Here is a 26,052-nt window from a genome sequence, read left to right as displayed (position 1 = left end):
GCCCGTTCCGGAGCTGGGCCGGGGAGAGTGCCGAGTGGTGGGTGTCTCATTGAAGTTCAATCTGTGCAGCATGTTATGAGTGACATGGGCGGATTGCGGCAACATGGTTTTTACCTTTTGGCACATTGATTGCTATGTCGCTTTTGGCCGAATCGGCCCAAGATATCTTTTCAGCCCGGCCTCCGGGCAAAGGAGAAATGGAGGGGAATTATGAGTGGTCATCTGGATTATGAAATCAATAAGGAACTCGGCGAATGCTACCTGTTCATGGGTGAGCTGGACAAGGCCGAGGAGTACTACAAGAAGGCCGTCGGTTCCAACGGCGTCCATCCCGACCCCTATCTCGGCCTGGCCACGGTCGCCGTCCAGCGCGGCGATCTGGAAAACGCCGAGATCATGTACCGGAAGGCTCACAAGGTCGAGCCGTCGGACAAAAGTCTTTCCGGGATAGCGCTCATCTGCATGGAGAACGGCAACAAGGACGAAGCCTTCTCCCTGTTCATCGAGGCCATCGGTATGAATCCCGAAAACATGGTCGCCCTGTTCAGCCTGATCCGGCTCGGCCATGAACTGGAACGTCTCGACGAGATCATTCCGCATCTCGAAAATTACCTCGAAATCGACCCGGCCAAGCACGAAGTGCGCTACTCCCTGGCCGGGTGCCTGGCCTGCGCCGGGCAGAAGGACGCGGCCATCAGCCAGCTTGAGGTCCTTCTCGAAAAGGACCCCGAGAACGCTGCGGCCAAGGAAATGCTTGACCAGTTCCGGTCCTGATCACGGTCTCCCCTCCCGTTGATTTCCCGTCCCGTATTCCTTGTGGAAGCGGGGCGGGGAATCAGCCTTGAGATCGGCTCGCGGGCGTGCTAGCCGCGTTGTCGTGGACGAGACGATGCCTCGCGCGGGAAATCCGTGCGTCGGTTTTGTCGCTTTCCGACGTTTGGCGTCCATGGCCGGACTCTCCCCCTTCCGAACCTTCCCGCAGGCGGTCCTCAGCGCCGATTCCCGTTTTTTAGTGCGTCACGCAGGGCGGCCCGGGGACGTCCCACCCACGTTCCGTGCGGAGGGATGGGCCTGTTCCCGGTTTTGGCGCGGTTTTCGGACCGCGTTTCTCTCCGTTTATGAACACCTGTGGAAAAGACGCTGTTTTTCGCGCTGTTTTTCGCCGGAAACCGTGGCCTTCCGCGCCTTGCGTTTGGGCGGCAAATCTGGCACAGGCACTCAAAACATCAAGTGAGGTTGCGATGAATCTGTTGCCTGTTAAGCGAGCCATACTGTCCGTTACCGACAAAACCGGCCTGGCCGAGTTCGCCAAATTCCTGGTGGACCAGGACTGTGAGTTGGTATCCACCGGCGGAACCAAAAAAATGTTGAAAGAAGCCGGGCTGCCCGTCACCTCGGTATCCGACGTCACCGATTTCCCCGAGATCCTCGGCGGCCGGGTCAAGACCCTGCACCCGCACATCCACGGCGGCATCCTGGCCGACAAGGACGACGAGGCGCACATGGAAACCCTGCGTGATTTCGGCATCGAGCCCTTCGATCTGGTCTGCGTCAATCTCTATAATTTCGCCGACGCCGTGGCCAAGGGACTGGACCTGAAGGCCGCTGTCGAGCAGATCGACATCGGCGGCCCGACCATGCTTCGAGCCACGGCCAAGAATTTCCACTCCGTCTGCGTGGTCCCCGATCCCCAGTATTACGAGACGGTCGAGAGGGAGATCAAGGAGCATGGCGGCCTGACGCTTGAGTTCCGCAAGGAGATGGCCACCCTGACCTTCCGGCTGACCAGTGAATACGATGCCATGATTACCAAGTACCTGAGCGAGAACGACGTCTAGGGCCAGCGCGCCCGGGCCGTCTGCCCGAGTCCGTGGCAGGAGGCGGTTTTGACGATATGGATCAGGGAGCGGAAATCCTGCCGAGAACGAAAGAATCGGGGTGATTTCCGCTCCCTGTTCGGTTATTGATGGAACGGCCGTTCTTGGCCGCATTCGAATTTACCAGGGAGCACAATCATAGCCCAGAAGCCCAAGGGCAACCTCCAGGGGTTGAAGCCCAACCAGATCAAACGCCTGTCCCGCCTGTACCAGCGCCAGTTCCCGACCGACTCGGTCTATACCACCGAACAGGGCCGCGAATTGGCCGAACTGTCCACCGACACCGGCCGCCAACTCGGCCTGCTCATTGACCGCCAAGGCAAGGTAGTCATGGTGCTGGTGGGCGACAACCGGTCCATCTACATTCCCGAATTGCCCCGCGCGCGGATGAGCTCGGGCCGTTTGCGCGGCCTGCGGCTGCTGCATACCCATCTGGCCGAGGAAACCCTCAGTCAGGAGGACCTCATGGACATGGTCTTCCTGCGCCTTGACTCCGTGGCCGCCCTGACCGTGCGCGAAGGGGCGCCCGTGGCCGTGGAGGCCGCCCATCTGCTGCCGCCCAATCCGGACGAAAAGAGCTATGAGCTGTTTCCGCCCGTGCGTTGGGACCGGTTCGAGCACGATTTGGGGGCCGTCACCACCGCCCTGGAGGACGAGTTCCGCCGTCAGGCGGACGGCCAGGGAACCGGCTCGGACGAGGACCGGGCGCTCCTGGTCAGCGTGGACGAGACGCCACGCCCGGTGCAGGAGCTTTCCCTTGCGGAATTGGCCGAGCTGGCCGACACCGCCGGGCTGACCGCTGCCGGGACCATGATTCAGCGGGTGCGCAAGCGCAATCCCAAGTTCATCATGGGCAAGGGCAAGCTGGCCGATCTTGAAGTCCGCGCCCTCCAGGCCAATGCCTCCATTATCATCTTCGATCAGGAACTTTCGCCCACCCAGATGCGCAATCTGGCCGAGATCACAGAGCGCAAGATCCTGGATCGCACTCAGCTCATTCTGGACATCTTCGCTCAGCACGCCACCTCCAAGTCCGGCAAGCTCCAGGTGGAGATGGCCCAGCTCAAATACACTCTGCCGCGTCTGGTCGGGAAAAACCGGGCCATGTCCCGGCTCATGGGCGGCATCGGCGGACGCGGGCCCGGCGAGACCAAATTGGAGATCGACCGCCGTCGGGCCAACGACCGGCTGACCCGGCTCAAGGACGAACTCCAACAGGTCCGCAAGCACCGTTCCCAGACCCGGGAACGCCGCGCCAAGGCGGGGCTGCCCATCGTTTCCCTGGTGGGCTACACCAATGCGGGCAAGTCCACGCTGTTGAACACGCTGACCCAATCCAAGGTTTTGGCCGAGGACAAGCTCTTCGCCACCTTGGACCCAACCAGCCGCCGCATCCGTTTCCCCGAGGAACGCGAAGTGGTCCTGACCGATACCGTGGGCTTCATCCGCCGCCTGCCGCCGGACCTCAAGGAGGCCTTCCAGGCCACCCTGGAGGAGTTGGACTCCGCCGACCTGCTGGTCCTGGTCTGCGACGCCTCCCATCCCGAAGTGGAGGAGCAGGTGGAAGCGGTCCGCGCCATTCTCGACGAGATGGAACTGTCGGACATTCCGTCCATTCTGGTCCTGAACAAGTGGGACAGGCTCGATGAGGAAGGGCGTGAGGCCATGCGTCACGTCTTCCCCGACGGCATTCCGGCGGTGGCCGTGGACCGGCCTACCCTGGAACCTGTGGTTGAGGCCATTTTGCGGAACATCCCCTGGGAAAAACAGGGGTTCTGATGCCTTCGGCGGCTGTTGCGGCACACCTCCCTTTTCTCCGGACAGTCCTTTGCTTTTTGAATGGAAGCCGGACCCGCGCCGTATGCGTGCGGGCCCGGCCCATGCGTCTTGGACCGCATCCGACGTAAGGTGAGGGCGAGGGTGCGCTCGGAGAAGCGACCACGTCCCGTCAAGCGGGGAGCGGGGAGTGCTGGCCTATTTGTCCGCTTCGTCCTTGGGCGGGAGTGGCGAGGTCATGGGACAGTCTCTGCCAAGGGATGCGGCGCAGGCCCCGCCCACGATCTTGCCATCGTAGGAGGCCTGGTTTTCCCGTGGTTCGACGTGGATGGTCACCTCGGCGTGGGGAAGCTTGGAGTGGATTAGTTCTTCAATGAGTTCACAGAGTTCGTGGGAGTCATGCACGGTCATGGAGCCGGGCACCACCAGGTGGAAGTCGATGAAGCGCTTGGGGCCCGATTTGCGCGTGCGCAGGCCGTGGAAGGATGATTCCCTGCCGCCGTAGCTGTGGATGGCGTCGGCGATGAGCCTGAGTTCCTCTGCGGGCAGGGAGTCGTCCATGAGCCCCCCCACGGACCGCTTGAGCAGCCCCAGGCCGGTGAAGACGATGTTCACGGCCATGACCGCGGCGATGATCGGGTCGAGGAGCTTCCACTCCGGCATGACGATGATCACGGCCAGCCCGGCCACCAGCCCCACTGAGGTCCAGACGTCGGTCAACAGGTGCCGGGCATCCGCCTCCAGGGTAATGGAGTCGAAGCGCTCGGCCGCGCGGAGCATGATCCGGGCGACCAGGAAATTGATGATCGAAGAGACCAGGGCCAGGAGCAGACCGGGGCCGAGATGGGTCAGGCTCTGGGGGGAGAAGAAGCGGTCGATGGCCGTGTAGCCGATTCCGAAGGCGGCCACAATGATCAGCACCCCCTCGATGCCGCTGGAGAAATATTCGGCCTTGCCGTGGCCGTAGGCATGATCCTCGTCGGCCGGACGCAGGGCTATGGTGATGGCCGTCAGGGCGAGCACGCCCGCCGTCAGGTTGACCAAGGATTCAGTGGCGTCCGAGAGCAGGCCGACCGAACCGGTCATCCCCCACGCGCCGAATTTCAGCACCAGGGTCAGGATGGAAGCCCCGATGGAATAGACGGCGTAGCGCTTGGGGGAGGCCTTCTGCACGGGTTATTCCTTTTTGAGCCAGGGTTTTTCCTCGCCTCGGGCAAGTCGACGGATGTTTTCCTTGTGCCGCCAGAACAGGATGAGCATGACGACCAGGGCCATCGGGATGTAGGCGAAATTACCGGACAGGAGCATAAGCACCGGCAAGGACAGGGCGAAGGTCAGGGAGCCCATGGATACGTGGCCGGTCAGCCAGATCATGAGCAGGCACAGGACCACGCAGATGAGCGCGGGCCAGAAGGCAAGGCCCAGGAAAGCGCCCACGGTGGTGGCCACGGCCTTGCCGCCTTTGAAGTGCATGAAGCAGGAAAAGACGTGGCCGAGGATGGCCGCCAGGGCGATCAGGGACAGTGCGAAGGGGGATTCGATCCAGGACGCGGCGAAGACCACGGGCAAAAGGCCTTTGAGCACATCGCAGGCCAGGGTGGCGATGCCGTATTTCATGCCGCACAGCCGGGCCACGTTGGTGGCGCCGGTATTTTTGCTGCCGTCCTGTCGCGGGTCGGTGTTGCACGCGGTTTTGGCTATGACCAGCCCGAACGGGATGGAGCCGAGGATATAGGCGAGCAGGGCCCAGAAGATGAACGTCATGGTGATTTCTCCTGATAAATCGCAGTTGCTGCGTGATACTACAGATTTTTCGGCACGTTGAAAAGCCCGGTCATTCTTCTAGGGCTTCGCTCAACCGGATTTCGTTGGTCAGCGGGTCAATGCGCGAGAAATTTATCATGAATTTCTGGCCCGGGTAGAGCTTGTCGCCGAGCATTTTCTTGGGTGCGCGCACGTTGATTTGGAGATGCGGCATGGACAGGGTGGCCATGGGGCCGGCCTCGTCCACCAGCACGGCGGGCTGGAATTCGCGGCGGCGCTTGGCCAAGTAGACCAGTTTCCAGTATCGGGGACGGAAACGCTGCACCATGCCTACCGCCTGGATGCGCATGTTCAGGTGGGTGATCAACTGATCCAGTTCGTCGCGGTTCAAGCGCGGTTCGCCCGAGGCTAGGAAGGTTTCGACCTGGGCCATGTTGATGAAGTCGGTGTAGCGCCGCAACGGCGAGGTGATGGGCGCATAGGCCGGGACGCCCAGGGCAGCGTGGCGCTTGGGCGAGGTCTCCAGAGTGGGCGGCAGAAGCAGCTTGACCGAGCGCAGGATTTCGGCTGGTTCGGTGAAGATGCCCGCAGCTTCCGGGGGTAGGGCTATGTCCTGGGTGCGGTGGAGCAGGGGCACACCGTTGTCCCTGGCCCACAGGGCGAGCCCCGAATTGGCCAGGATCATGAATTCGCTGATGACCAGTTCCGAGCGCGGGCTGGGCGTCTTGAGTGTTATGTCCACCTCGGTTTGTGCGCCGTCGCCGCTCAGGCTGACGATGGGCTCGGGCTTGCGGATCACGCAGGCGCCCGAGGCCAGCCGCCGCTCCAGAAGGTGGGCGGCCAGTTCATGGGCCAGCATCAGGGCTGGATCGGTCCGCTCCGCGATGGCCCGGTCCGCGGCCTCGTAAGTGGTGTTGGTTTTGACCCGGACCCAGGCCGTGCGCGGCTCGACCTTCTCCAAGGTGCCGTCGCCATCCAGATAGAAATCCGTGATCAGGGCCGGGCGCGCTTCCCCCTCAATCAGGGAGTACAGGCCGGTGCCGAGCCGCTCGGGCATCATGTGGCTGGTGCCTTCGGGCAGATATAGGCTGGAGGCCCGGTGCAGGACCGCCTTGTCCAGGGGCGAGCCGAAGGTCCAGTGAGCCTCGGGTCGGGCCAGGACGATGGACAGTTTGTATCCCGCGCCGTGTTTTTCGATACTGAAGGCGTCGTCGATGTCGCGGGTGGTGCTGGCGTCGATGGACACTGGGTTCCCACTCTCGGGAGCCTGGACATGATTGGAAAAGCGTCTTTTCAATTCATTGATTTCATTGGTGAAGGATTCCGACCATCCGCCACCCCACGCATACTCGGCCTCGTCCAGGTGGTAGTTGTGGTGCGGCGGCAGGATACCCCATGTCTGGGCCAGGAGCAGGGCCAGGTGCGGCACGTCGGGCAGCCCCTTGGCGATGGCCGCCCAGGTCTTGCGGTCCTCTTCGTCCAGGGTTTCGCCCACCTTGCCCCTGAGAATGCGGGAAAGCCCGTCGGCCAGGTCCGGGGCCAGTTCGGCCAGGCGCGGCTTGCGGCCTTGGTTGTAGGCCCCCCAGAGTTCCCCGAGCAGGGTTTGCCCGGCGGCGGTGATGGCCTCGCGCTCTTTTCCCTCGGCCTGTTGCCGGAGCTTTTGCTCTACCTTTTCGGCGGGCCAGATCTCGAATACGGGTGGGCGGAATTTGAAGTGGGTCTTGGCCTGGAGCATGGCACGCCCTAAAGCGGCCAGCCTGTCCGCATCCCATTCCTCCCAGAGAAGGTCCGCGAACCACGACAGGGGCGCGGATTCCACTTCGCCTTGGGCCAGTTCCCACAGCTCCATGACATCCAGTCCCGCCTGGATTTCGCCGCGCGTTTCCTGGCGCTCGTTCAGGATGTTCTGGATGTCCTGGCGGGACACGTCCGCGGACAATGTCGGCCCCTGCCAAGGGAGTAGCCGGGCGGCGGGCAACTTCATTTCCCGCTTGTTGATGGTCAGCAGACGGAGCTTGCCGGACGATTCCTCCAGCACCCAGGCGAGTTGAGGCTGGTCGCCGTGCATGAATTCCACCACCGTGCCGGGGCGGATGGTGGGGCCGAGGGGGATTATTTTAGCCATATGTCAGTCAATTCTTTTTTCGTTGTGGTAACGGTTCGATTAGCATGAAACGGTTGTCAGTGTAAGGGGCCGCGCGTATGGGAAGGGGATGCAAGTGGATTTTCTTGAACTCATAGGCCTTGCGGCCGGATGCTGTACCACGGCGGCCTTCTTCCCTCAGGTCCTGCACACCTGGCGGACCCGCTCGGTGGCGGACCTTTCCCTGCGCATGTACCTGCTGCTTACCCTGGGTGTTCTCATGTGGCTGATCTACGGCGTCGCCACCGGTTCTTTGGCCGTGACCCTGGCCAATGCCGTCACCCTGGTGCTGGCCGTGTCCATTCTGGTCATGAAGCTTGTCTACGGCAAGCCGTCACGCAAGGCGTTCGATCACCGTCCCAAATAAAAGGCTTCGCCGAACTCCTGCCCGGCGAAGCCCATTCCCTTTTCTCTATCCAGCGCTAGTGCTTGAAGGATCGCTGTCCGGTGAAGACCATGGCCACCTGGGGGGAGGCTTCATTGACCGCCTGGATGACCTCGTGGTCGCGGATGGAGCCGCCGGGCTGGGCGATGGCGGTCACGCCCTGGTCGATGCACAGGTCCACGCCGTCGCGGAACGGGAAGAATCCGTCGGAGACCACCACGGAGCCGGGCAGGCCGCCGCGCGCCTCTTCGGTACGCTTCTCGATGTCGTCGAGTTTTTTCTTCATCTCCGGGTCCTTGATGGCCGCGAGCTTGAGCTCGAACAGGGACTTGCCGAGCTCCTTGGAGGCCAGCAGGTCCGCGTATTTGATGTACGCCTTGGTTACGGCCAGGAGCACGCAGCCCACGCGGTCTTGCTCGCCGGTGCCGATGGCCGTGGTCACGCCGTCGCGGGCGAAGATCACGGAGTTGGAAGTCACGCCCGCCTCGACGGCCCAGGCGAAGAGCAGGTCGTCCGCCTCCTGTCTGGATGGGGCGCGGGCCACGAAGGCGTTGCCGTCCTTTTCAGCCTCGGCCGGGAGGAAATCGTCGGTGGAAAGAATGGCGTTGCGGAAGGAGAATTGCAGAACCATGCCGCCGTCGGACAGGGACTTGATATCCAGGAACGGGGTCCTGGAAAGTGTTTCGAGTTCGGTGATGCCCGGAATCTCCAGGATGCGCAGGTTCTTTTTCTTCTTCAGTACGGCGAGGGCGTCGGCGTCAAACGCGGGCGCGGCCACCACTTCGAAATAGACGGAGTTGATCAGTTCGGCGGTGGCCAGGTCGAGGGTCCGGTTGACCACCACGGCCCCGCCGAAGGCCGCGATGCGGTCGGCCTCGAAGGCGCGTTTGAGAGCCACGGCCACGCCCTCATCGGTCCAGGCGGCTCCGCAGGGGTTGTTGTGCTTGAGGATGAGCGCGGCTGGCTTGGCGGACAGGTACTGCAAAATGTTCAGGGCGTTGTCCACGTCGGTCAGGTTGGTCTTGCCGGGATGCTTGCCGGCCTGGAGCATGTGTTCTTCGGTCAGGGCGGAAACCAGGCCTTGCCCCGCGCCGATGAACTTGACGCCGCCGACCTCAAGCTGTCCTTCGGCCAACTCGTAGAGCGCGGCGGGCTGGTCCGGGTTCTCGCCGTAGCGCAATCCCTTGGTCTCGCCGTCTATCTCCCAGGTCCGCTTCCGGAAGACCAACTCCTGGCCGCCCAGGGTCAGTTTCATGTCCTCCGGGAACGGATCCTGTTGTAATGTATGGTACATTTTCTTCAAATCGCTCATCGCTTCGACTCCCTGTTGTTGCCGTGTGAGGGGGCGTTCATAACACACCTTCCACAGGCGGGCAATGGTTGCCGGCCGACCCTATTCCGGCGGTCAAGCGGATGTTTGAAATAGTCTATAAATAATAATTGTTCTAACGTCTGCGTGGGGTATCATGAAGACGAATTGGAGTGCGCCGGAAAGCTGGGCCAGTCCCTGTGGCGTTGTCGTTTTCGTAATATCCCCAGCAAACGGAGGGACCATGCGTATAGTGCGATTCAAGGATTGGGGGCTGCAAAGCAAGATTATCAGTTTTTTCCTGGCCGCCGTGGCTTTGGTCCTGGCCGGGCTGCTCGGCTATTTCCTGCCGGTGGTGAGCGATTCCCTGATGCAGGAGAAGCGGCTGGCCACCCGGGGCGTGGTCGAGGTGGCCTACGGGGTCGTCTCGTCCTGGGCCGGAAAGGCCGAATCCGGGGCCATGACCGTCGAGGCCGCACAGGAGGCCGCCAAGACCGAATTGGCGAGCCTGCGTTATCATGGGCAGGAATATTTCTGGGTCAACGACCTCCATCAGATCATGGTGGTCCACGGGGTTAAGCCGGAGCTCAACGGCAAGGACCTGACCGACATGAAGGATTCCGGCGGGGTCTATATCTTTCAGAAAATGGTCAAGGCCGCCAAGGACGCGGGTGAGGGCTTCGTCCACTACATGTGGCCCAAGCCCGGCTTCGACCGGCCGGTGCCCAAGATTTCCTACGTCAAGCTCTTCAAGCCTTGGGGTTGGGTGATCGGTTCCGGCATCTACGTGGACGACGTGGAGGCTCAGGTTAGCGCCCTGCGCTGGCAGGTCCTCATTCCCACCATCGTCTGCATGGGCATCCTCATCCTGGTGGTTTTCTGGGTCCTGCGCGGCATCATCCGGCCTCTGCGCGAGGCCGTGGCCGTGTCCAACGCCATGGCCGAGGGCGACCTGACTTTGGATATCGTCTCCGGCAGCAAGGACGAAGTGGGGCAATTGACCGAGGCCATGGGCAATATGCTGGAGGCCCTGAACAGCGTGGTCAGAGAGGTCAGTCTAGCCTCGGAACAGGTCACCTCGGGCAGCGAGGAACTGGCTTCTTCAGCCATTGATCTGTCGCACGGAGCCACGGAACAGGCTTCGGCGGTGGAGGAGGTCTCGGCGGCCATGGAGGAGATGACCTCGTCCATCGGCCAGAACGCCGAGAACGCCCAGACCACCAATTCTATGACCAACAAGGCGGCCCACGACACCGAGTCCGGCGGCCGGGCGGTGGCCAAGACCGTGGAGGCCATGAAGCAGATTGCCGAGAAGATATCCATTATCGAGGATATAGCCCGCCAGACCAACCTCTTGGCGCTGAACGCGGCCATCGAGGCGGCCCGGGCCGGGGAGCACGGCAAGGGATTCGCCGTGGTCGCGGCCGAGGTTCGCAAGCTGGCCGAACGCAGCGGCATGTCCGCGGCCGAGATCAGCGAACTGTCCTCCTCCAGCGTGGCCGTGGCCGAGGAAGCCGGGAGTCTGTTGGCCCAGATCGTGCCGGATATCCAGAAGACGGCTGAATTGGTCCAGGAAATCTCCGCCGCCACCAACGAGCAGAATGCGGGCGGTTCCCAGGTCAACTCGGCCATCCAGGACATGGACAAGGTCATCCAGCAGAATGCGGCGGCTTCCGAGGAAGTCGCCTCCACGGCCGAGGAGCTTTCGTCCCAGGCCGTGCAGTTGCAGAAGACCATCAGCTTCTTCAAGCTTCGCGGGGGTGGCGGTTACGTCCAGCCCGCCCGAGGCAAGGCGGCAGGCCTCGGCAAGACGGCAAGCCCCGGCAAGCCTCGGCCCGACAAGGCTGCCCCGGGGGCTCCGGCCGGAGGCGCCAATGGCGGTGGCCTGACCCTGGCCATGGACGAGATGGACGACGACGACTTCGAGCGCTTCTGACGACGGCAGGGCCGAAAAACGACCGACAGGGCCGTCCGGATTTTCCGGGCGGCCTTTTTGTCCGCCGGGCACGCGATTTAACCTTGGCGGGACGGGGTGATATTTGTTATGTAGAAAATCCCGGCGTGCGTTTTTTATTTATCAAGGAACATCAATGTCAGAAAGCTACATGGAAAAGGCGCTCTTGAAGCTCGCCCGTCAGCTCAATGCCTACGACGAGGCCTCGCTCATGAGCCTGTGGGAGAAATACGCGGAGAAGGTTCGCCATTTCGAACCCACCAAGCGGTGGGAGGAATCGGTCCTGGTGTTCAATCTCATTCAGTCCACCCGCCTGAAAAATCAGCTTTTCAATTACAATTGGGCCCAATCCCGCCAGCCCGGCGAGGGCCCGGTGGAAATCGACCTGGCGGCCCTGACCGTGCCGGAGAAATCCGCCGGGCCGGTGGACGGCACCCTGGTCAACGGCGACGGGCCGGGCGGCGGCCGCAAGCCGGAGAAGAAAGACCGGCGCGGCAAGCTGCTCACCCTGACCCCCAGGAACGGCAAGTAATCGGCGCACCTGCCGGTTGACACGGGCCCTCGTTTATATTTACGGAACATAACCGTTTGTGCGCGCTTTCCCCCCGGGAACCGCGATTCCGGTATTTCCAAGGAGCTAACAATGTCCAATATGGTGGTTTTCGGTTCCCAGTGGGGAGACGAAGGTAAAGGCAAGGTCGTCGATATGCTGGCCGAGAAGGCGGACGCCATCGTCCGTTTCCAGGGCGGCAACAACGCGGGGCACACCCTGGTTGTGGACGGCGAGCAGTGCATCCTGCACCTGATCCCCTCCGGCATCCTGCACCCCGGAAAGCAGTGTCTCATCGGCAACGGCGTGGTCCTGGACCCGTTCGTGTTCTGCGAGGAGCTGGACAAGCTCGACGCCAAGGGCGTGGACGTGTCTGCCTCCCGGGTGATGATCAGCAAGAAGACCCACGTCATCATGCCGTATCATTGCCGCATGGACGCGGCCCGCGAATCTTCGCGGTCCGAGGACGGCCGTATCGGCACCACCGGACGCGGCATCGGGCCGTGCTACGAGGATAAGATGCACCGTTGCGGCATCCGCGCGGGCGACTTCGCCGATCCCGAACTGCTCAAGGAGAAGATCGCCAAGGCCTTGGAAGAGAAGAATGTGCTCTTCAAGCACCTCTACGGGGTCGAGCCCATGGACGCCCAGGCGGTTTTCGATGAGGTCCTGCCTGTGGCCGAGCGGCTTCTTCCGTATCTCGGCGACGTGTCTTCGGCCATCCAAGCCGCCGATTGCGTGCTTTTCGAAGGCGCCCAGGGAACTCACCTGGACATCGATCACGGCACCTATCCTTTCGTTACCTCGTCCAATACGGTCACGGCCAACGCGGCTTCGGGCTCCGGCTGTTCGCCGCGCGAGCTCGACCGGATCATTGCCATCGTCAAGGCGTACACCACCCGCGTGGGCAGCGGCCCGTTCCCCACGGAGCTGACCGACGCGGACGGCGATTACCTCCAGAGCCATGGTCACGAGTTCGGGGCCACCACCGGGCGCAAGCGGCGCTGTGGCTGGCTCGACTTGGTGGTCCTCAAGGAGTCCGTCAGGCTGAATGGCCCCACTGAACTGGCCATCACCAAGCTGGACGTCTTGTCCGGCCTCAAGGAAGTCAAGCTCTGCGTGGGTTATGAGTATAAGGGCGAGACCATCGCCTACCCGCCTCAGGAGCAGAACGGGATGGCCTACGTCACGCCCGTCTACGAGACCCTGCCCGGTTGGGATGAGGACATCTCCGGCGCACGCGGTTGGGACGACCTGCCCGAAAACGCGGTCAAGTATCTCCGGCGCATCGAAGAGATCACCGGCGTGAAGATTGGCATCGTCTCGGTGGGCCCGGACCGGGTACAGACCTTCTAGGGCGCGTGGCATGACGTTGCACGACGACCCGCTGGCCGCCCTGAAGGGGCAGGAGCACGCGGTCCGGCGGCTCGACGCCATCGCCCACGATCCGCCCCAATCCATTGTTATCGAGGGGGGCGACGCGGATTCCCGCGTCGCCCTTGCCCTGTACTGGGCCATGCGATTGAACTGCGCGTCCGGGACGGTCCCGTGCGGCCGGTGCGCGGCCTGCCGTCAGATCGCGGATCTGGCCTTCAATGACTTGCTTTTTTTTGACGGCCGCGAAGGGTTGATCAAGGTGGACTCCGTGCGCGAGAAGCGTTCCACCTGGGGCCAGCCACCCCATGGCGACGGCTACCGCGTGACCATCTTCGCCGAAGCCCAGATGTTCATGACCGAGGCGGCCAACGCCTTGCTCAAGTCTTTGGAGGAGCCCCGTCCCGGCAACGTTTTCGTCTTGGCCGCGCCCCAGCGCGAGCGGCTCCTGGAGACCTTGGTTTCCCGTTCCTGGGTGGTCACCCTGTCCTGGCCGGACGTGCGCGTGAATCCGCCCGAAGTGACTGAATGGACCACGGCCCTGGTTCGTTTCTGGCAGACCGGCCGCGGCTGGTTCGAGCGCACCCAGGTGCGCGGCGCTGTGGACCGGGCCCTGGCCATGGACGTGGTTCTGGGCATGCAGCGCGAGCTGCGCGAGGCCCTGTCCGGCAGTTGCGCCACGCCGCTTTCGGCGGACATGGCCAAGACCTACGGCCCGGCTGATTTGCGACGCATCGGGCTGGTCCTGGATCAGGCTCAGGATGCCCTGAACACCCAGGTGCCGGTCAATCCGACCATGGTCCTTGACTGGATCGCAACTCGCATGGTGTCCTAGATTATGCATATCGTCGAGTACGCGGGGCATGACGTCGATGCCATCGTCGAATTGATCACCACCATTCAGATGGTCGAGTTCGGCGTGGCCACTTCGGCCGAAAAACAACCGGACTTGCGCGAAATCCCCGAGTATTACCAATACGGCGCGGGCAATTTCTGGCTCGCTTTCGAGGGCGACGAACTCATCGGGACTCTTGCTCTCAAGGATGTGGGCGGCGGCGTCTGCTCCCTGCGCAAGATGTTCGTGAAAAAAGCCTGGCGCGGCAAGGCTCGGGGCGTGGCCGCAGGGCTCATGCGGACCTTGCTCGATCAGGCGAAGGCCCACGGTGTGCGCGCAATCTATCTCGGTACCGTGGACGTGTATAAGGCGGCCCACCGGTTCTACGAGAAGTCCGGGTTCGTCGAGGTGGCGAAGAGCGAGGTCCCGGATTCGGTCCCGCTCATGGATGTGGACGTCAAATATTACTGCCGCCGTTTTTAGCGCGGTGTGTTCCCGGCGAAAAAAACGCCCGGATCGGTTTTCCGATCCGGGCGTTTCGTTTTATCTGTTGGGTTGGTCGATCAGGCATCCACCTTCTTGCCCGCAAAGCGGATGACCAGGCCCGTGGCCAGGATGCCCATCGGCAGGGTCAGAATCACGGGCAGGCCGAGTCCGGCCGGGAGATAGCCGGTGACGATGGCGAGCAGGGCCACGACCACGGCGTAGGTCAACTGGGTGCGCACGTGGTCGATGTGGTCGCAACCCGCGCCCATGGAGGACAGGATGGTCGTGTCCGAGATGGGCGAGCAGTGGTCGCCGAAGATGGCGCCGGTCAGGACCGAGCCTACGGCCAGGATGACGAACTCCGGGGCCGGGTTCAGGGCGAAGGCCAGGGGGATGGTCAGGGGCATGAGAATGCCCATGGTCCCGTAGGAAGTGCCCGTGGCGAAAGAGATGATCGAGCCGAGGATGAAGATCAGGGAAGGCAGCAGGTAGGCGGGCAGGGCGTCGGACAACGCGCCCACCAGATACGTGGCCGTGCCCAGCTCCTTCATGACGCCGGACAGGGACCAGGCCAGGAGCAGGATGACGGCGGTGATGTTCATGGACTTGATGCCCGTGACGAAAGTCTCGATGGCGTCCTTGAGCGGCATGATTTTCTTGGCCACGGCCATGGCTATGGCCACCATGGATGCGAGCAGGGCGGCCTGGAAAAGAACCACCGAGGCGTCCGAGGCCCCGAAGCAGGTGCGCATGGATGTGAAGGACAGGGGCGAGGCGTTCACCGCCGCGAGCACGGCCGGGTCGTCGAGGTTTTGGTAGCCGTTGAAGTAGAAGCCCAGGAACGCGGCGACCATGAGGGTGCCGATGGGCAGGATGGCGCTCCAGACGGACGGCTTTACATGCGAAGCGGGCTCCAACGTGGTGGCCTCGTCCGAGGCCATGGGCACGGCGTTGTCGGCAAGGACCTTGCCATGGGTCCGGGCGCGCATTTCGGCCGTGTACATGGGGCCGAAATCACGCTTGAGCCATACGGCCAGGAGAATGAAGAGCAGGATGTAGATGTTGTAGAAGCGGTAGGGAATGGTCTGGACGAAGATGCCGTAGGCGTTGCTCGCAACGCCGATGGTTTGGTAGCCGTCGCGGATCAGGCCGACTTCGTAGGCCACCCAGGTGGAAATGAGCGCGATGCCCGCGATGGGCGCGGCCGTGGCGTCGATGATGAAGGCCAGCTTTTCGCGCGAGACCCGCATGCGGTCCGTGACCGGGCGCATGATCGGCCCCACGGTCAGGGAGTTGGCGTAGTCGTCGAAGAAGATGAACAGGCCCATGCACCATGCGGCCAACTGGGAGGAACGCGGCGTCTTGGCCCAGCGGGAGACGGCTTCGGCAATGGCCAGGGCTCCGCCCATCTTGGAGATGAGCGCGATGAGGCCGCCGATGGCCAGTACCTGGAGCACGATGCCCGCATCCCACGGGTCGGCCAGGGAGGACAGGACCTGGCTGGACAGGTGCAGAAATCCTCCCACCATGGCGCCGTACACGTCGAGCCCTTTGAGTTCGAGCATGAAGCAGCCCGAGAACACGCCTATGAACAGCGACAGAACCACGTTTTTGCTGGCGAAGGCCAGGGCGATGGCCAAGAGCGGCGGGATCAGGGTCATCAGGCCCCAGTGTTCGGCATTGGCGGCGGCCACGGCGGGGTCGGCGGCCAGGACGGGCGTGGACAGAAAAAAGGCCGACAGGAAGGCGGCCGACAGGATGAGGAGTGTGCGCATGGAATTCCCTTTGAAGTTGGCTCACCAAACCGCGAAAACGTCGGATTCGGCATGAAAATACAAAAATGTATGCTGCAACGACGGAAAGTTGGCATATATCATTCATTACGGTTTGTCGATACCGAAGGGGTTCGATTTCCGGATGAATTGCCGAAAAAGGAAGATCGGAAACCGGAATCAGGGAAAGCGGCTTTCGCGGTCCACCCGGCAGACGCGGGTGGTGAAGGAGGCGTACCATTCCTCACGGCCGCGTTTTTGGGCGGCCCGATGCTCGGGGTGGTTGCGCCACGCCTCGATGGCCTCCGGACTCTCCCAATAGGACACGGTGATGCCGATTTCCTCGCGGGCGGACTCCGCGCCCAGGAAACCGGGCATGGACCGGGCCAGTTCGATCATGCGCTCGGCGGTTTCGGCATAGCCGTGGTCGGCGTCCGTGCGTACGGAGGTAAAGATCACGGCCCAGCAGGGCGATTTCAGGTCAGACTGATGCGTCGGCATTGCGATCCTTTGGGTATGAACAGACCCAATTGCGGTGTCTCGGCCAGGGCTTGCCCGGCTTTTTCCGCCAGGAAGCGCGCCGGGTTGCGCTCAAATATTCGTCCGGGTCGGATAAAGGTACGGCAGAACATCTCGCCCCAGTTGGTGGAATAGATCACGGCGGCGTGTTCGATGCGTCCGGTCTCGTGCGGGGCGGCCAGGTTGAGGATGAAAAAGGCGCGTTCCACGGTCTCGGCGCGCAGCCCCTCGTTGATGTCCGGTTCGAAGGTCTCGGCGAACGGGAAAAAATCGTGCAGGGCGCTCATGAGCCGTTGCAGGTCGGCCAGCGCGATGGGCGCGATGGTCCGGTCCGCCTGGAGCAGGCTTTTGGGAGCGTAAATGCGGTTGGCCAGCAGCCAGGCCAGCAGGTGTGCCGGGTCATGGTTGCGGTGCAGCCGTTGCAGATGCTCGGCGGATTGCTTGGCCTCCACCCGTTCGCCGCCGCGCACGGTCCAGGCGGTCGGCTTGCCCGGTGCCTTTTCCGCTGCGAAGTGCAGGATGGGAAAGCCGTTTTCCCGCGTATCCATGAACGGCACGCGCATGATCTTGTGGGGCTTGCGGGCGAAGTTGGCCGCGATGCGCCGGCCCATGCGCGTCAAGTCCTCGGGGTTGATCAGCGCCTTGGGCTTGCCCTCGGACCGGCCGTCGGCCGCCAACCTTTCCTGGATGCGCCGGTAAGTGTCCACCATGTAGCGGCGCACGTGCGAGCCCATGCGCAGGGATTTCTCGAAGGGCCAGGTCCGGTGCGTCTCGGCCAGCCTGCCCGGTTCCATGTAGGTCGAGCCGAACAGGACCGAGAGCAGGGATTCGTCTTCGGGTCGGGTGGGCAGATTCATGAACAGGGGGATGCTCGAAAGGTTGGTCTTGAGCCGGAAGGACTCCTTGAGCAGTGCCGCGGTGTTGTCCTCCCCGCGCTCGGAATAGTAGTCGTGCAGGGTGGCGTAAAGGGCGGTGTACGGATCGGTGTCGAGTTTGCCCTGGCGGTTGCGGGTCAGGTTGTGCTTGATGCGGTCGCACAGGGGGAGGGAGGACGCTTCGGGTGCGGCGTAGGTTTCGAGCAGGCCGAGTTTGAGCACGGATTTGAAGGGCGAGTGCGCGGCTTTGACCATCTGCCACAGGGACCCGCCGAAATATTCGCTCGGCGGCACTTCGGTCAGGTGCCCGAAGTCTTCCAGGCGCGGCTTGCCGCATAGGGGATAGCGCCGTGCCGCGCGGATGCACGCCTCGTAGGCCTTGATCCTGGCTCCGGCCGGGGTGACCCACCATGCGATGTTCTTGCCCGCCAACTTCAGCGCCGTGCGGTAGAATTCCTCTTTCAACAACAGGGCCTGGGCCGAGCCCGAGCTTTCCTCGTCTCCGGACAGGAAGCGGTTTTCGCGCACGTCGTCCATGCGCATGGGATAGAAGTGGACTTCCAGGCCGTATTCGTCGTCCGCCCACAGGGCCATGGCATTGAGCTTGCGCGTCAGGCCGTGTTCCGCAGCCACGGTCAGGTCGCCGTCGTGGCAGACCCAGCAATCCAGGTCCGAACTCGACGTCTGGGCCACGGTGCCCAGGCTGCCCATGGCATAGACCGCCAGGATGCGCACCTCGGCCGAGGTGGCGAACTCGGGCTCCACGCCCATCCGGTCGCGTACCAGTTCCAACTCGGTCAGGCCGGGATGGTAGCCCCAGACCTGGCAGGAGGGGATGTTGCCGAAATTATAGCGGCGCTCGAATACATCGCTGTTCAGCAGCAGGGGGAGCATTCGCAGGAAGGCCTGCTGGTCGCGGGACAGGGCATCCATGGCCCGGTGCATGCGCTGACGGTTGTTGTCGAGCATGCGCCGTTCCCGGCGCATGAAGGTCAGCTCCCGGGACCACGCAGTGAGCGCCTTGCGGGCCGTGAAGGTGTCGGTCTTGCCGTTTCCGGGCGTGGCGCTCTTTCCCGCCTCCCGGGCGAAAATGGTCATCTGGCGGAGGCGGTTGGCCAGGAACTGCGGGTGGCCGGCGTCGGAGTTCTTGATTACGGACCGGGTCATGGGCGAGGCGGGCAGCTCCATGGACAGCAGGTTGCAGTCCCGGATGTACAGGGCGTGCAGGCAGCTTTCGCGCAGCTCCACACCCTGGAAGTCGTCGCCGATGAATTCGGCGAAGGACAGGTCGCACGCCTGGAAGCGGGAGGAGCGGACGGTGCAGCCGTGCAGGGAGCAGCCCGCCAGGGTGCAGGTGGTCAGATCCGTGCCCGTCAGCCGGGTGTCGCGCAGGCTGGCGCCGCTGAAGACTGAGGTCCGGAAACGGCACGCCTCGAAGACGCAGTTCGAGAAGAATGCTTCGGTGAAGACGCAGTCCGTGAACACGCACCCCTCGAACCGGGTGGAGGCGAACTCCGCGCCGTTGAAGCGGACTCCCCGGAATTCGGTGTCCGACAACTCGCAGTCGCGAAAGATGCCGCCGGTCAGGTCGGTGTCGGCCACCTTGCCACGGGAGAACCGGGTATGCGCAAAGACGGACCATGCCAATGTCAGGCCGGTCAGGTTGCGGTTCGTCAGTTGTTCGCCGTCCACCGAGGAGCCGGACAGGGCCATGTCGCGAACATTGGTGGACTTGGGCAGCATGTCCTGAAGAGTCTTTGGTCTGGCCTTGAACAATCCTTTGAAGAAGCCGGTTCCGGCCGTTTCGGACGCATCCCTCCGTGGCGAAGCGGGCGGCGGGGTTTCATGGGCCCGGGGGGAACCGATTCCTCTGGGCGGGCAGGCTCCGGTCGCGTTGCGCACGAAGTCCGGGGCGATGGTTTCGAGCACGCCGAACATCTCCAGCAGGGCCTCGTCGCGGCGGTCCTCGGGCAGGGCGGCCAGGTACTGGACGAGGGCGATGTCCCCGAGCAGCGGGGCGCGGGACACGGCGACCGCGCGGAGGCCCGGCATGCGCGAGTGGATCGTGGCGAGCAGCTTGCCCATGGCGGGGTGGTCCTGGCTGATGAGCGCGTCCAGACACGCTCCGGCCAGCCGGGCGTCAGCCTTGGGCAGAATCTTGAGCAACATGCCGAGAATGGTTTTGTTGCCCGCCTCGCTCACGTCCGCGATGGTCCGCAGGACCGCGATATCCGCCTTGATTCGTCCTTTGTCCACGGCCGTGGCCAGACCTTCGGCATACGCCGCGTCGGCCATTCCCCGGATGACCCGGCAGAGTTGTTCCAGGTCGCGCCCCTCCGCGCCGTTGGTCAGGCGGGAGTCGATGAACCGCCCGAACAGCCCGCCCGCGATGACCTGTCGGACCGGGAAGGCCAGGACCTCGCCCTGTTCGCCCAATCTTGCCACGAACGGGGCCAGTTCCTCGGGGGCCGTGCCCATGAGCGGTTTGAGCAGGTCCTCCAGCCAGGCCAGGGTTTCCTTATCCTTGTCGCCGGGAAAGTCCCGAAGCATCTCGTGAGCCAGCCCCAGCCTGTCCCGGGCGGGCCAGGCCGCCACCTTGGGGGCCAGCCGGGCCAGGGGCGCGTTTCGGGCGGCGATCAGCCGGGCGCACAGGGTCCGCCCAAAGCGTCCCGAGCGGACCAGGGCCTGGAGGCAGGTTTGGATGGTGTGGATGTCGCCGGAGTCGGCGGCCAGGCGATACAAGGCCAGGACGGCTTCGGCCAGGGGAACGGCTTCGGCCTGGGTTGGGCGCGGGGTGCGGTCACACCACGCCATGAATTCCGTGGCTGCTTCTCCTGTGTCGGGGCCGTCATTCGGCGCGCGCCCTTCGGCCAGAGCGCCCATGGCCTCGGCCAGGGTTCGTATGTTCGGAAAGTCGTGGCTCATCACCGCTGCCGCCTTGTTGGGATGGCGCATAGTGCAGGGAATCGAAGACGAAGTCAAAGCGGGATTCCGTCTCTTCGAAACAGTATCGCACACAGTCGCGAAACAGTCCTTGGCCAATGTGGCGAAAAGGGCCCGGAATGGCCCGGGAAGCCGCTGAAACGCTTGTTTAAGGAATAAAAACACTTTGACTCACCAGGGACAATGGCCTATCGTCCCCGACTATTATTGATAACTGAAATCTCCAGTCTAAAATCAACCTTTCGGGGAAGACACCTATGTATACTCTTCGTACTCTTCCGGGAGACGACGTCCGGCAGATCATGTGGCGTTTTGCCGAGCGTTTCGACCTCCAGATGTCCGTGCAGAGCGCCCGGTCCATCGCCCGCTCCACGGTAGCCAAGCTGGTGGCCGAAGGCGCGCGCAATACCCATGAGTGGACCGAACAAAAAGGCCAGCTCCTGGACGCCTTCGACCAGTCCGGGCTGACCGCCCTGTTCATGGATCCCCATCAGGGCGGCTTCATCGAAGGCCCCAAGAACCTGGCCCTGGCCCTGGTCGCGTATGAGCTGGCCTGGGTGGATGCCGGTGCGGCCACGTCCTCCCTGGCCTCCTGTCTGGCGCTTGCGCCCATCCACGAGAAGGGCACCCCCGAGCAGCGCGACAAGTACATGGCCGCCTGCGTCCCGCCCCAGCTGGGCGAGGATCGCACCATCTGGCGCGGGGCCTTCGCCCTGACCGAACCGCTGCCCTATGTGGGCGTGGACACCGGCGTGCTTTGCGGCAAGGCCTCCGTGGCCGAATGGAAGGAGGGCGAGGAGCCCTGGCTCCAGATCGACAAGCGCGGTCGGTTCATCACCAACATGGATTTCGCCAACTTCGTCACCGCCGCCGTGGAATCCCGCGACGAACGCATCAAGGGAACCTTCATGGTCATCCTCGAAGAGGGTGACGAGGGTGTCTTCGATCGGGGCGCGCCCACGCTGAAGATGGTCCATCAGCTTTCCTCCACCCGTGATCCCGTCCTGAACCTCAAGGTGCCCGCCTCCCGCATCATTGGCGGCTACGAGGTCGTGGACGGTGTGATCGTGCCCAAATACAACCACTCCGAGATCATCGGGGCGGTCTTCCACCGCACCCGCATCCCCGTGGGACTGATGACCTCGGCCAAGCTGCTTTCCGCCGTGGAGCCGGTCATCCGCTACCACCGCAATCGCTTTCGGGGCGGCGACGCCTGCAAGGAAGGCTCTCCGCGTTACGACAAGGGGCTCCAGATCAACGAGGACGCCCTGCAACGTCTGGCGGACGTGTGGGCCACGGGCGAAGCAGGCTGCTCCCTGGCTTTTGCCGCCGCGCGGCTGGCCGACCATTTCGACCCCATCGAAAAGGCCAAGGAAGCCCATTTTGCGGCCGAGGGCGTGACCAGCATCCGCAAGCAGATGTCCGTCCTGCGCAAGCTCCACGACCAGGTACGCGAGTTCATCGCCATGGAATACGGTCTGACCGTCGAGCGCGACGAGGCCCGTTACGCCGAACTTTCGAACGATACCCTGGTCCAGTACGCCTACATGGAAGCCCTGGCGGGCGTTCTCAATCCCGGCGTGAAGCTCTGGAACACGGGCGAGGGCGCCAACAAGATGCGCGAGGCCGTGGCCCTGGTCGGCGGCTATGGCATCACCGAGGATTGCCCCGGCTTTCTCATGCAAAAGTGGACCGACTGCCAGTTGGAGGCCACTTATGAAGGCCCCGAGGCCGTGCAGCGTCGCCATTTGACCATGACCATGACCTCCGACATCTTCGGCTGCATCATGGAGAACTGGATTGCGCAGATGCGCCGCGCGGGCAGGGATGTGCCCGGGCTGGGCGGCTTCGTGCTCGCTGCGGCCATGGAGCTGTGGCAGTGGACCCTGGGTCATCTCCAGGAAGCCACCGACCAGGACGGCCGCAAGCTCTACCACAACAAGCGGCAAGGCGTGACCTTCCCCATGGCCGACGCTCTGGGATGGATCCTCGGCTCCTACTCCCTGGCCTGCGACGTCATGGAACTTATCGAGAAGGGCCCCCAGTCCATGACTCTGGCCGAAGGCCTCGACGATCTGGCCGGGTTCTACAAGGACTTGTGCCATATCCAGGCCGCCCGGGCCGCCGGTGAAGTGGCCCGCATCTGTTCCGAACTGGTCTACGGCTTCAACTGGAACCGCTGTCCGACCCCGGACGGCGGCATCGCCGAGAAGTGCGAGCCTGAATTGAAGTCCAAGGCGGAATGCGCCGAGGACGGCACCCTGGGCGACCAGTCCAAGTGCGCGCGCCCGGACCTGGTCCGTTTCCGTGAGCTCAAGGCCGCCGTGGACATGTGTCTGGCCGGTTCCCGGCTGGCCAAGGACCGCGCGGGCAACGCCCTGGCCGAAGTGATGATTCCCGAAGCCCTCGACTACCCGCAGGGCTAGCAAGATAAAGGTAATGTGGGAGGGAAATCTTTTGCGAAAGGTTTCCCTCCCGTGCTCTCCCTTCCAAAATTTTGAGCGCCGCGCCGTCTGGAAGGGGAGAGGACAGCCGTGTAGGTTGCTGGCGGCGCGGGGGCGTGAATCTAAATTTCACGCTCGGAACGAAACAAACTTCAACCAGACCCACCTCACAGGCGTACCGGGAAGGGGCACGCCTGGCCACTCCCCCCCGAATCATCGCGAAGCGACGCAAAAAGTTTAGGAGGGAGGAGGGGATGGGGGCCGGGGGCACCCAATGAGCGACGAAACGCCGCGTGTCGAAATGGAAACGGACATTGTATGTGTGGGCTTCGGCCCTGCCGCGGGCGGGTTCCTGACGACCTTGGCGCGCGGGCTGATGAACGAGGACGGCACGCCCGTGGCCGAAAGCAAGGTCATGCCGGGCATGCCGCCGCAGGTCATCTGTTACGAGCGCGCCGACGACATCGGCTTCGGCGTGTCGGGCGTGGTCACCAAGGGGAGGGCTTTCCGGGCTTCGTTTCCGAACCTGGACCTGTCCGAGATCCCCATGGCATGCGAGGTCAGGGAGGAAAAAGTCCTGTTCCTGACCGATCCGGTGGGTGCGAGCCGCAGGCCCGGGCTGTTCCGGCTGGCCGAGAAGATTCTTGGCGGCTTCATGAAGGACGGCGCGTATGAATTGCCGTACATTCCGAAATTTTTGGAAAAGCATCCGGGCATGCTCTTTTCCATCGGTCAGCTCAACCAATGGGTTGGATCGAATCTGATGGGCACCGGCATGGCCCAGATATGGCCGTCCAGCCCGGTGGCCGAACCCCTGGTCGAGGGCACGGCGGTCAAAGGCGTGCGCATGGCCGATCAGGGCGTGGACAAGGACGGCACCCCGAATGCGGGCTACATGCCGGGCATGGACATGAAGGCCGCCCTGACCGTGGTGGCCGACGGCCCGGTGGGCCCGGTTGGGCAGAAGCTCAACCGCAAGCTGGGCATGCCCGGCGGCCATCACCAACGCGAGTGGGCCGTGGGCATGAAATGCGTGGTGGACCTGCCCGAAGGGTGCGACTGGCAGCCCGGCACCGTGTTGCATACCATCGGCTACCCTGAGCCCGAGATTTTCGGCTTTCTGTACGTCTACCCCGGCAACGTGGCGTCCCTGGGCATCTTCGTGCCCTCCTGGTTCGATAATCCGGTGCGCACCGCCTACCGTTACATGCAGCATTGGATGCTGCATCCGTACCTGTGGAAGCGTCTCCAGGGCGGGACCATGCGTTCCTGGGGAGCCAAATCCCTGAACGAATCCGGCAAGCGCGGCGAACCCATCCTGTGCGGCGATGGCTTTGCCCGCATCGGCGAGGGTTCCGGCTCCACCAACGTGCTCACCGGCTCGGGTGTGGACGAGGCCTGGGCCACGGGCGCACAGCTCGGCGAGGCCGTGTTGGAACTGCTCAAGTCCGGCCGGGCCTTCACCAAGGAAAATCTGGAAAACACCTATGTTTCCCGCCGCCGCGCCTCCTGGGTCGAAAAGGAGGCCGAGGTGGCCGAAAAGTCGCGCGACGGCTTTACCCGTTCCGTGCTCTCCGGCTTCCTGGGCATGGGCCTGACCGGCCTGACCAACGGACTTTTGAACGTGCCGGGCAAGGCGCTCAAGCCGCAGGAGCGCATTCCGTCCATCGAGGACTACTATCGGGATATCATTCCGGCGGGCGACATCGCGGCCATTCGGGCCGAGTGCTCCAAGAAGGGCGTCAGCCTGCATGATGCGCTCATGGACCGCGCGGGCTGGCCGGAGATCCCTCTGGACGGCCAGCTCCTGGTTTCCCATCAGGACGCTCTGCTCATGGGCGGCAAGGTCCAGGCCAATCCCGGCTATGGCGACCATGTGCGCTTTGCCGATCCGGCGGTCTGCGCCGCCTGCCGCGAACAAGTCTGTATTGAGGCGTGCTCGGGCCAGGCCATTTACACCAATCCCGACGGTGGTACGCCGCTCTTCGACCGCGAAAAGTGCGTGCACTGCGGGGTATGCATGTGGAATTGCAGCAAGTCCAACCCTGCGGACGGAGAGCGGACCAACGTCCGGTTTCTGGCCGGTTCCGGCGGGCTGCATTCCGTGGAGAATTAGGATAAAGACAGGGTCGAATCGCCTGCGGCGGATTGGACGGGTGACTTCGCCTCCGGCGGTCAAAGGTCGAGCCCGTTGGAATCCCGCTGTCGCCTTTGGCGAAAGAGTTCAGTGGAGGAAGAGAGCCGACTCGCGCGGGCGCACCCCGCGAAGCGGCGTTAAAAAGTTTTGGAGATTCCTAAGAACCTTTTCCAAAAGGTTCCTAGGCCGTCGGAGTCGCCTCCCCGGCGAGGGGAACGTTCGAATCGCCTGCGGCGGATTGGACGGGTGACTTCGCCTCCGGCGGCCAAAGGGCTTACCCTTTGGAATCCCGCTGTCGCCTTTGGCGAAATAGTTCATTGGATGAAGAGAGCCGACTCGCGCGGGCGCACCCCGCGAAGCGGCGTCAAAAAGTTTTGGAGATTCCTAAGAACCTTTTCCAAAAGGTTCCTAGGCCGTCGGAGACGCCTCCCCGGCGAGGGGAAAGTTCGAATCGCCTGTGGCGGATTGGACGGGTGACTTCGCCTCCGGCGGCCAAAGGTCGAGCCCTTTGGAATCCCGCTGTCGCCTTTGGCGAAACAGTTCATTGGATGAAGAGAGCCGACTCGCGCGGGCGTACCCCGCGAAGCGGCGTCAAAAAGTTTTGGAGAGTCCTAGGAACCTTTTCCAAAAGGTTCCTAGGCCGTCGGAGACGCCTCCCCGGCGAGGGGAAAGTTCGAATCGCCTGCGGCGGATTGGACGGGTGACGTCGCCTCCGGCGGCCAAAGGTCGAGCCCTTTGGACTCCCGCTGTCGCCTTTGGCGAAATAGTTCATTGGATGAAGAGAGCCGACTCGCGCGGGCGCACCCCGCGAAGCGGCGTTAAAAAGTTTTGGAGATTCCTAAGAACCTTTTCCAAAAGGTTCCTAGACCGTCGGAGACGCCTCCCCGGCGAGGGGAAAGTTCGAACCGC

At 63.1% G+C, this 26,052-nt stretch carries 18 protein-coding genes; 11 read left to right on the top strand and 7 right to left on the bottom strand.

Translation table 11 applies throughout. The features are described from left to right. The first annotated feature begins 210 nt into the window (after nt 1-210). The 3 genes from J0909_RS03035 (at nt 211) to hflX (ending at nt 3,656) form a co-directional block, all read left to right on the top strand. Complete coding sequence (locus J0909_RS03035; RefSeq protein ID WP_207260380.1) at nt 211-774, top strand: tetratricopeptide repeat protein; 564 nt, start codon at nt 211-213, stop codon at nt 772-774. A 467-nt stretch (nt 775-1,241) separates the two neighbouring features. Then, entirely contained in the window at nt 1,242-1,838 is a 597-nt protein-coding gene (locus tag J0909_RS03030; RefSeq protein WP_207260379.1) for an IMP cyclohydrolase, read from the top strand. Between the two features lie 210 nt (nt 1,839-2,048). Beyond that, on the top strand, nt 2,049-3,656 hold the full coding sequence (gene hflX, locus J0909_RS03025; protein ID WP_286181724.1) for a GTPase HflX: 1,608 nt from the start codon (nt 2,049-2,051) through the stop codon (nt 3,654-3,656). Between the two features lie 195 nt (nt 3,657-3,851). Here the strand turns inward: hflX and J0909_RS03020 are convergent, their stop codons facing one another. From J0909_RS03020 to J0909_RS03010, 3 genes are all read right to left on the bottom strand, one after another. Beyond that, on the bottom strand, nt 3,852-4,826 hold the full coding sequence (locus tag J0909_RS03020) for a cation diffusion facilitator family transporter (protein ID WP_207260378.1): 975 nt from the start codon (nt 4,824-4,826) through the stop codon (nt 3,852-3,854). A gap of 3 nt (nt 4,827-4,829) precedes the next feature. Beyond that, nucleotides 4,830-5,417, bottom strand: a complete 588-nt coding sequence (plsY, locus tag J0909_RS03015) for a glycerol-3-phosphate 1-O-acyltransferase PlsY (RefSeq protein ID WP_207260377.1) — start codon at nt 5,415-5,417, stop codon at nt 4,830-4,832. Between the two features lie 70 nt (nt 5,418-5,487). Beyond that, nucleotides 5,488-7,542 carry a ribonuclease catalytic domain-containing protein gene (locus J0909_RS03010; RefSeq protein WP_207260376.1) on the bottom strand — a complete coding sequence of 685 codons (2,055 nt, stop codon included), beginning with the start codon at nt 7,540-7,542 and terminating at the stop codon, nt 5,488-5,490. A gap of 88 nt (nt 7,543-7,630) precedes the next feature. On the opposite strand from J0909_RS03010, the gene J0909_RS03005 reads away from it, so the two are divergent. Then, complete coding sequence (locus J0909_RS03005) at nt 7,631-7,927, top strand: SemiSWEET family sugar transporter (protein ID WP_207260375.1); 297 nt, start codon at nt 7,631-7,633, stop codon at nt 7,925-7,927. Between the two features lie 55 nt (nt 7,928-7,982). Here the strand turns inward: J0909_RS03005 and J0909_RS03000 are convergent, their stop codons facing one another. Continuing rightward, a complete protein-coding gene (locus J0909_RS03000) occupies nt 7,983-9,257 on the bottom strand; it encodes an IMP cyclohydrolase (RefSeq protein WP_207260368.1) in 1,275 nt (424 codons plus the stop codon). A gap of 241 nt (nt 9,258-9,498) precedes the next feature. On the opposite strand from J0909_RS03000, the gene J0909_RS02995 reads away from it, so the two are divergent. The 5 genes from J0909_RS02995 to J0909_RS02975 all read left to right on the top strand — a co-directional run bounded on the left by J0909_RS02995 (nt 9,499) and on the right by J0909_RS02975 (nt 14,450). Next, complete coding sequence (locus J0909_RS02995; RefSeq protein ID WP_207260366.1) at nt 9,499-11,190, top strand: methyl-accepting chemotaxis protein; 1,692 nt, start codon at nt 9,499-9,501, stop codon at nt 11,188-11,190. Between the two features lie 154 nt (nt 11,191-11,344). Then, a complete protein-coding gene (locus J0909_RS02990) occupies nt 11,345-11,740 on the top strand; it encodes a hypothetical protein (protein WP_207260365.1) in 396 nt (131 codons plus the stop codon). 111 nt (nt 11,741-11,851) lie between these two features. Then, nucleotides 11,852-13,114 carry an adenylosuccinate synthase gene (locus J0909_RS02985; protein WP_207260364.1) on the top strand — a complete coding sequence of 421 codons (1,263 nt, stop codon included), beginning with the start codon at nt 11,852-11,854 and terminating at the stop codon, nt 13,112-13,114. A gap of 10 nt (nt 13,115-13,124) precedes the next feature. Continuing rightward, nucleotides 13,125-13,967: a DNA polymerase III delta subunit-related protein gene (locus J0909_RS02980; protein ID WP_207260363.1), complete on the top strand. Its 843-nt coding sequence runs from the start codon at nt 13,125-13,127 to the stop codon at nt 13,965-13,967. A gap of 3 nt (nt 13,968-13,970) precedes the next feature. Beyond that, nucleotides 13,971-14,450 (top strand): GNAT family N-acetyltransferase, encoded by a 480-nt coding sequence (locus tag J0909_RS02975; RefSeq protein ID WP_207260362.1) that lies wholly within the window; start codon nt 13,971-13,973, stop codon nt 14,448-14,450. Nucleotides 14,451-14,530: 80 nt separating this feature from the next. Here the strand turns inward: J0909_RS02975 and J0909_RS02970 are convergent, their stop codons facing one another. From J0909_RS02970 to J0909_RS02960, 3 genes are all read right to left on the bottom strand, one after another. After that, nucleotides 14,531-16,228 carry a Na+/H+ antiporter NhaC family protein gene (locus J0909_RS02970; RefSeq protein ID WP_207260361.1) on the bottom strand — a complete coding sequence of 566 codons (1,698 nt, stop codon included), beginning with the start codon at nt 16,226-16,228 and terminating at the stop codon, nt 14,531-14,533. Between the two features lie 177 nt (nt 16,229-16,405). Then, on the bottom strand, nt 16,406-16,726 hold the full coding sequence (locus J0909_RS02965) for an antibiotic biosynthesis monooxygenase family protein (protein ID WP_207260359.1): 321 nt from the start codon (nt 16,724-16,726) through the stop codon (nt 16,406-16,408). Continuing rightward, nucleotides 16,702-20,544: a class I adenylate cyclase domain-containing protein gene (locus J0909_RS02960; RefSeq protein WP_207260358.1), complete on the bottom strand. Its 3,843-nt coding sequence runs from the start codon at nt 20,542-20,544 to the stop codon at nt 16,702-16,704. Before J0909_RS02960 ends, J0909_RS02965 begins: the two co-directional genes overlap by 25 nt. 275 nt (nt 20,545-20,819) lie before the next feature. On the opposite strand from J0909_RS02960, the gene J0909_RS02955 reads away from it, so the two are divergent. Next, nucleotides 20,820-22,988: an acyl-CoA dehydrogenase family protein gene (locus J0909_RS02955; protein WP_207260356.1), complete on the top strand. Its 2,169-nt coding sequence runs from the start codon at nt 20,820-20,822 to the stop codon at nt 22,986-22,988. A gap of 292 nt (nt 22,989-23,280) precedes the next feature. Next, nucleotides 23,281-25,122 carry a 4Fe-4S ferredoxin gene (locus tag J0909_RS02950; protein WP_207260354.1) on the top strand — a complete coding sequence of 614 codons (1,842 nt, stop codon included), beginning with the start codon at nt 23,281-23,283 and terminating at the stop codon, nt 25,120-25,122. Nucleotides 25,123-26,052 lie beyond the last annotated feature (930 nt).

The organism is Desulfovibrio sp. Huiquan2017, from assembly GCF_017351175.1.
In the GTDB taxonomy this organism is placed as follows: Bacteria; Desulfobacterota; Desulfovibrionia; order Desulfovibrionales; family Desulfovibrionaceae; genus Pseudodesulfovibrio.
The sequence above is the reverse complement of the archived record's forward strand: the minus strand, read 5'-3'. Positions and strand labels throughout refer to the sequence as shown.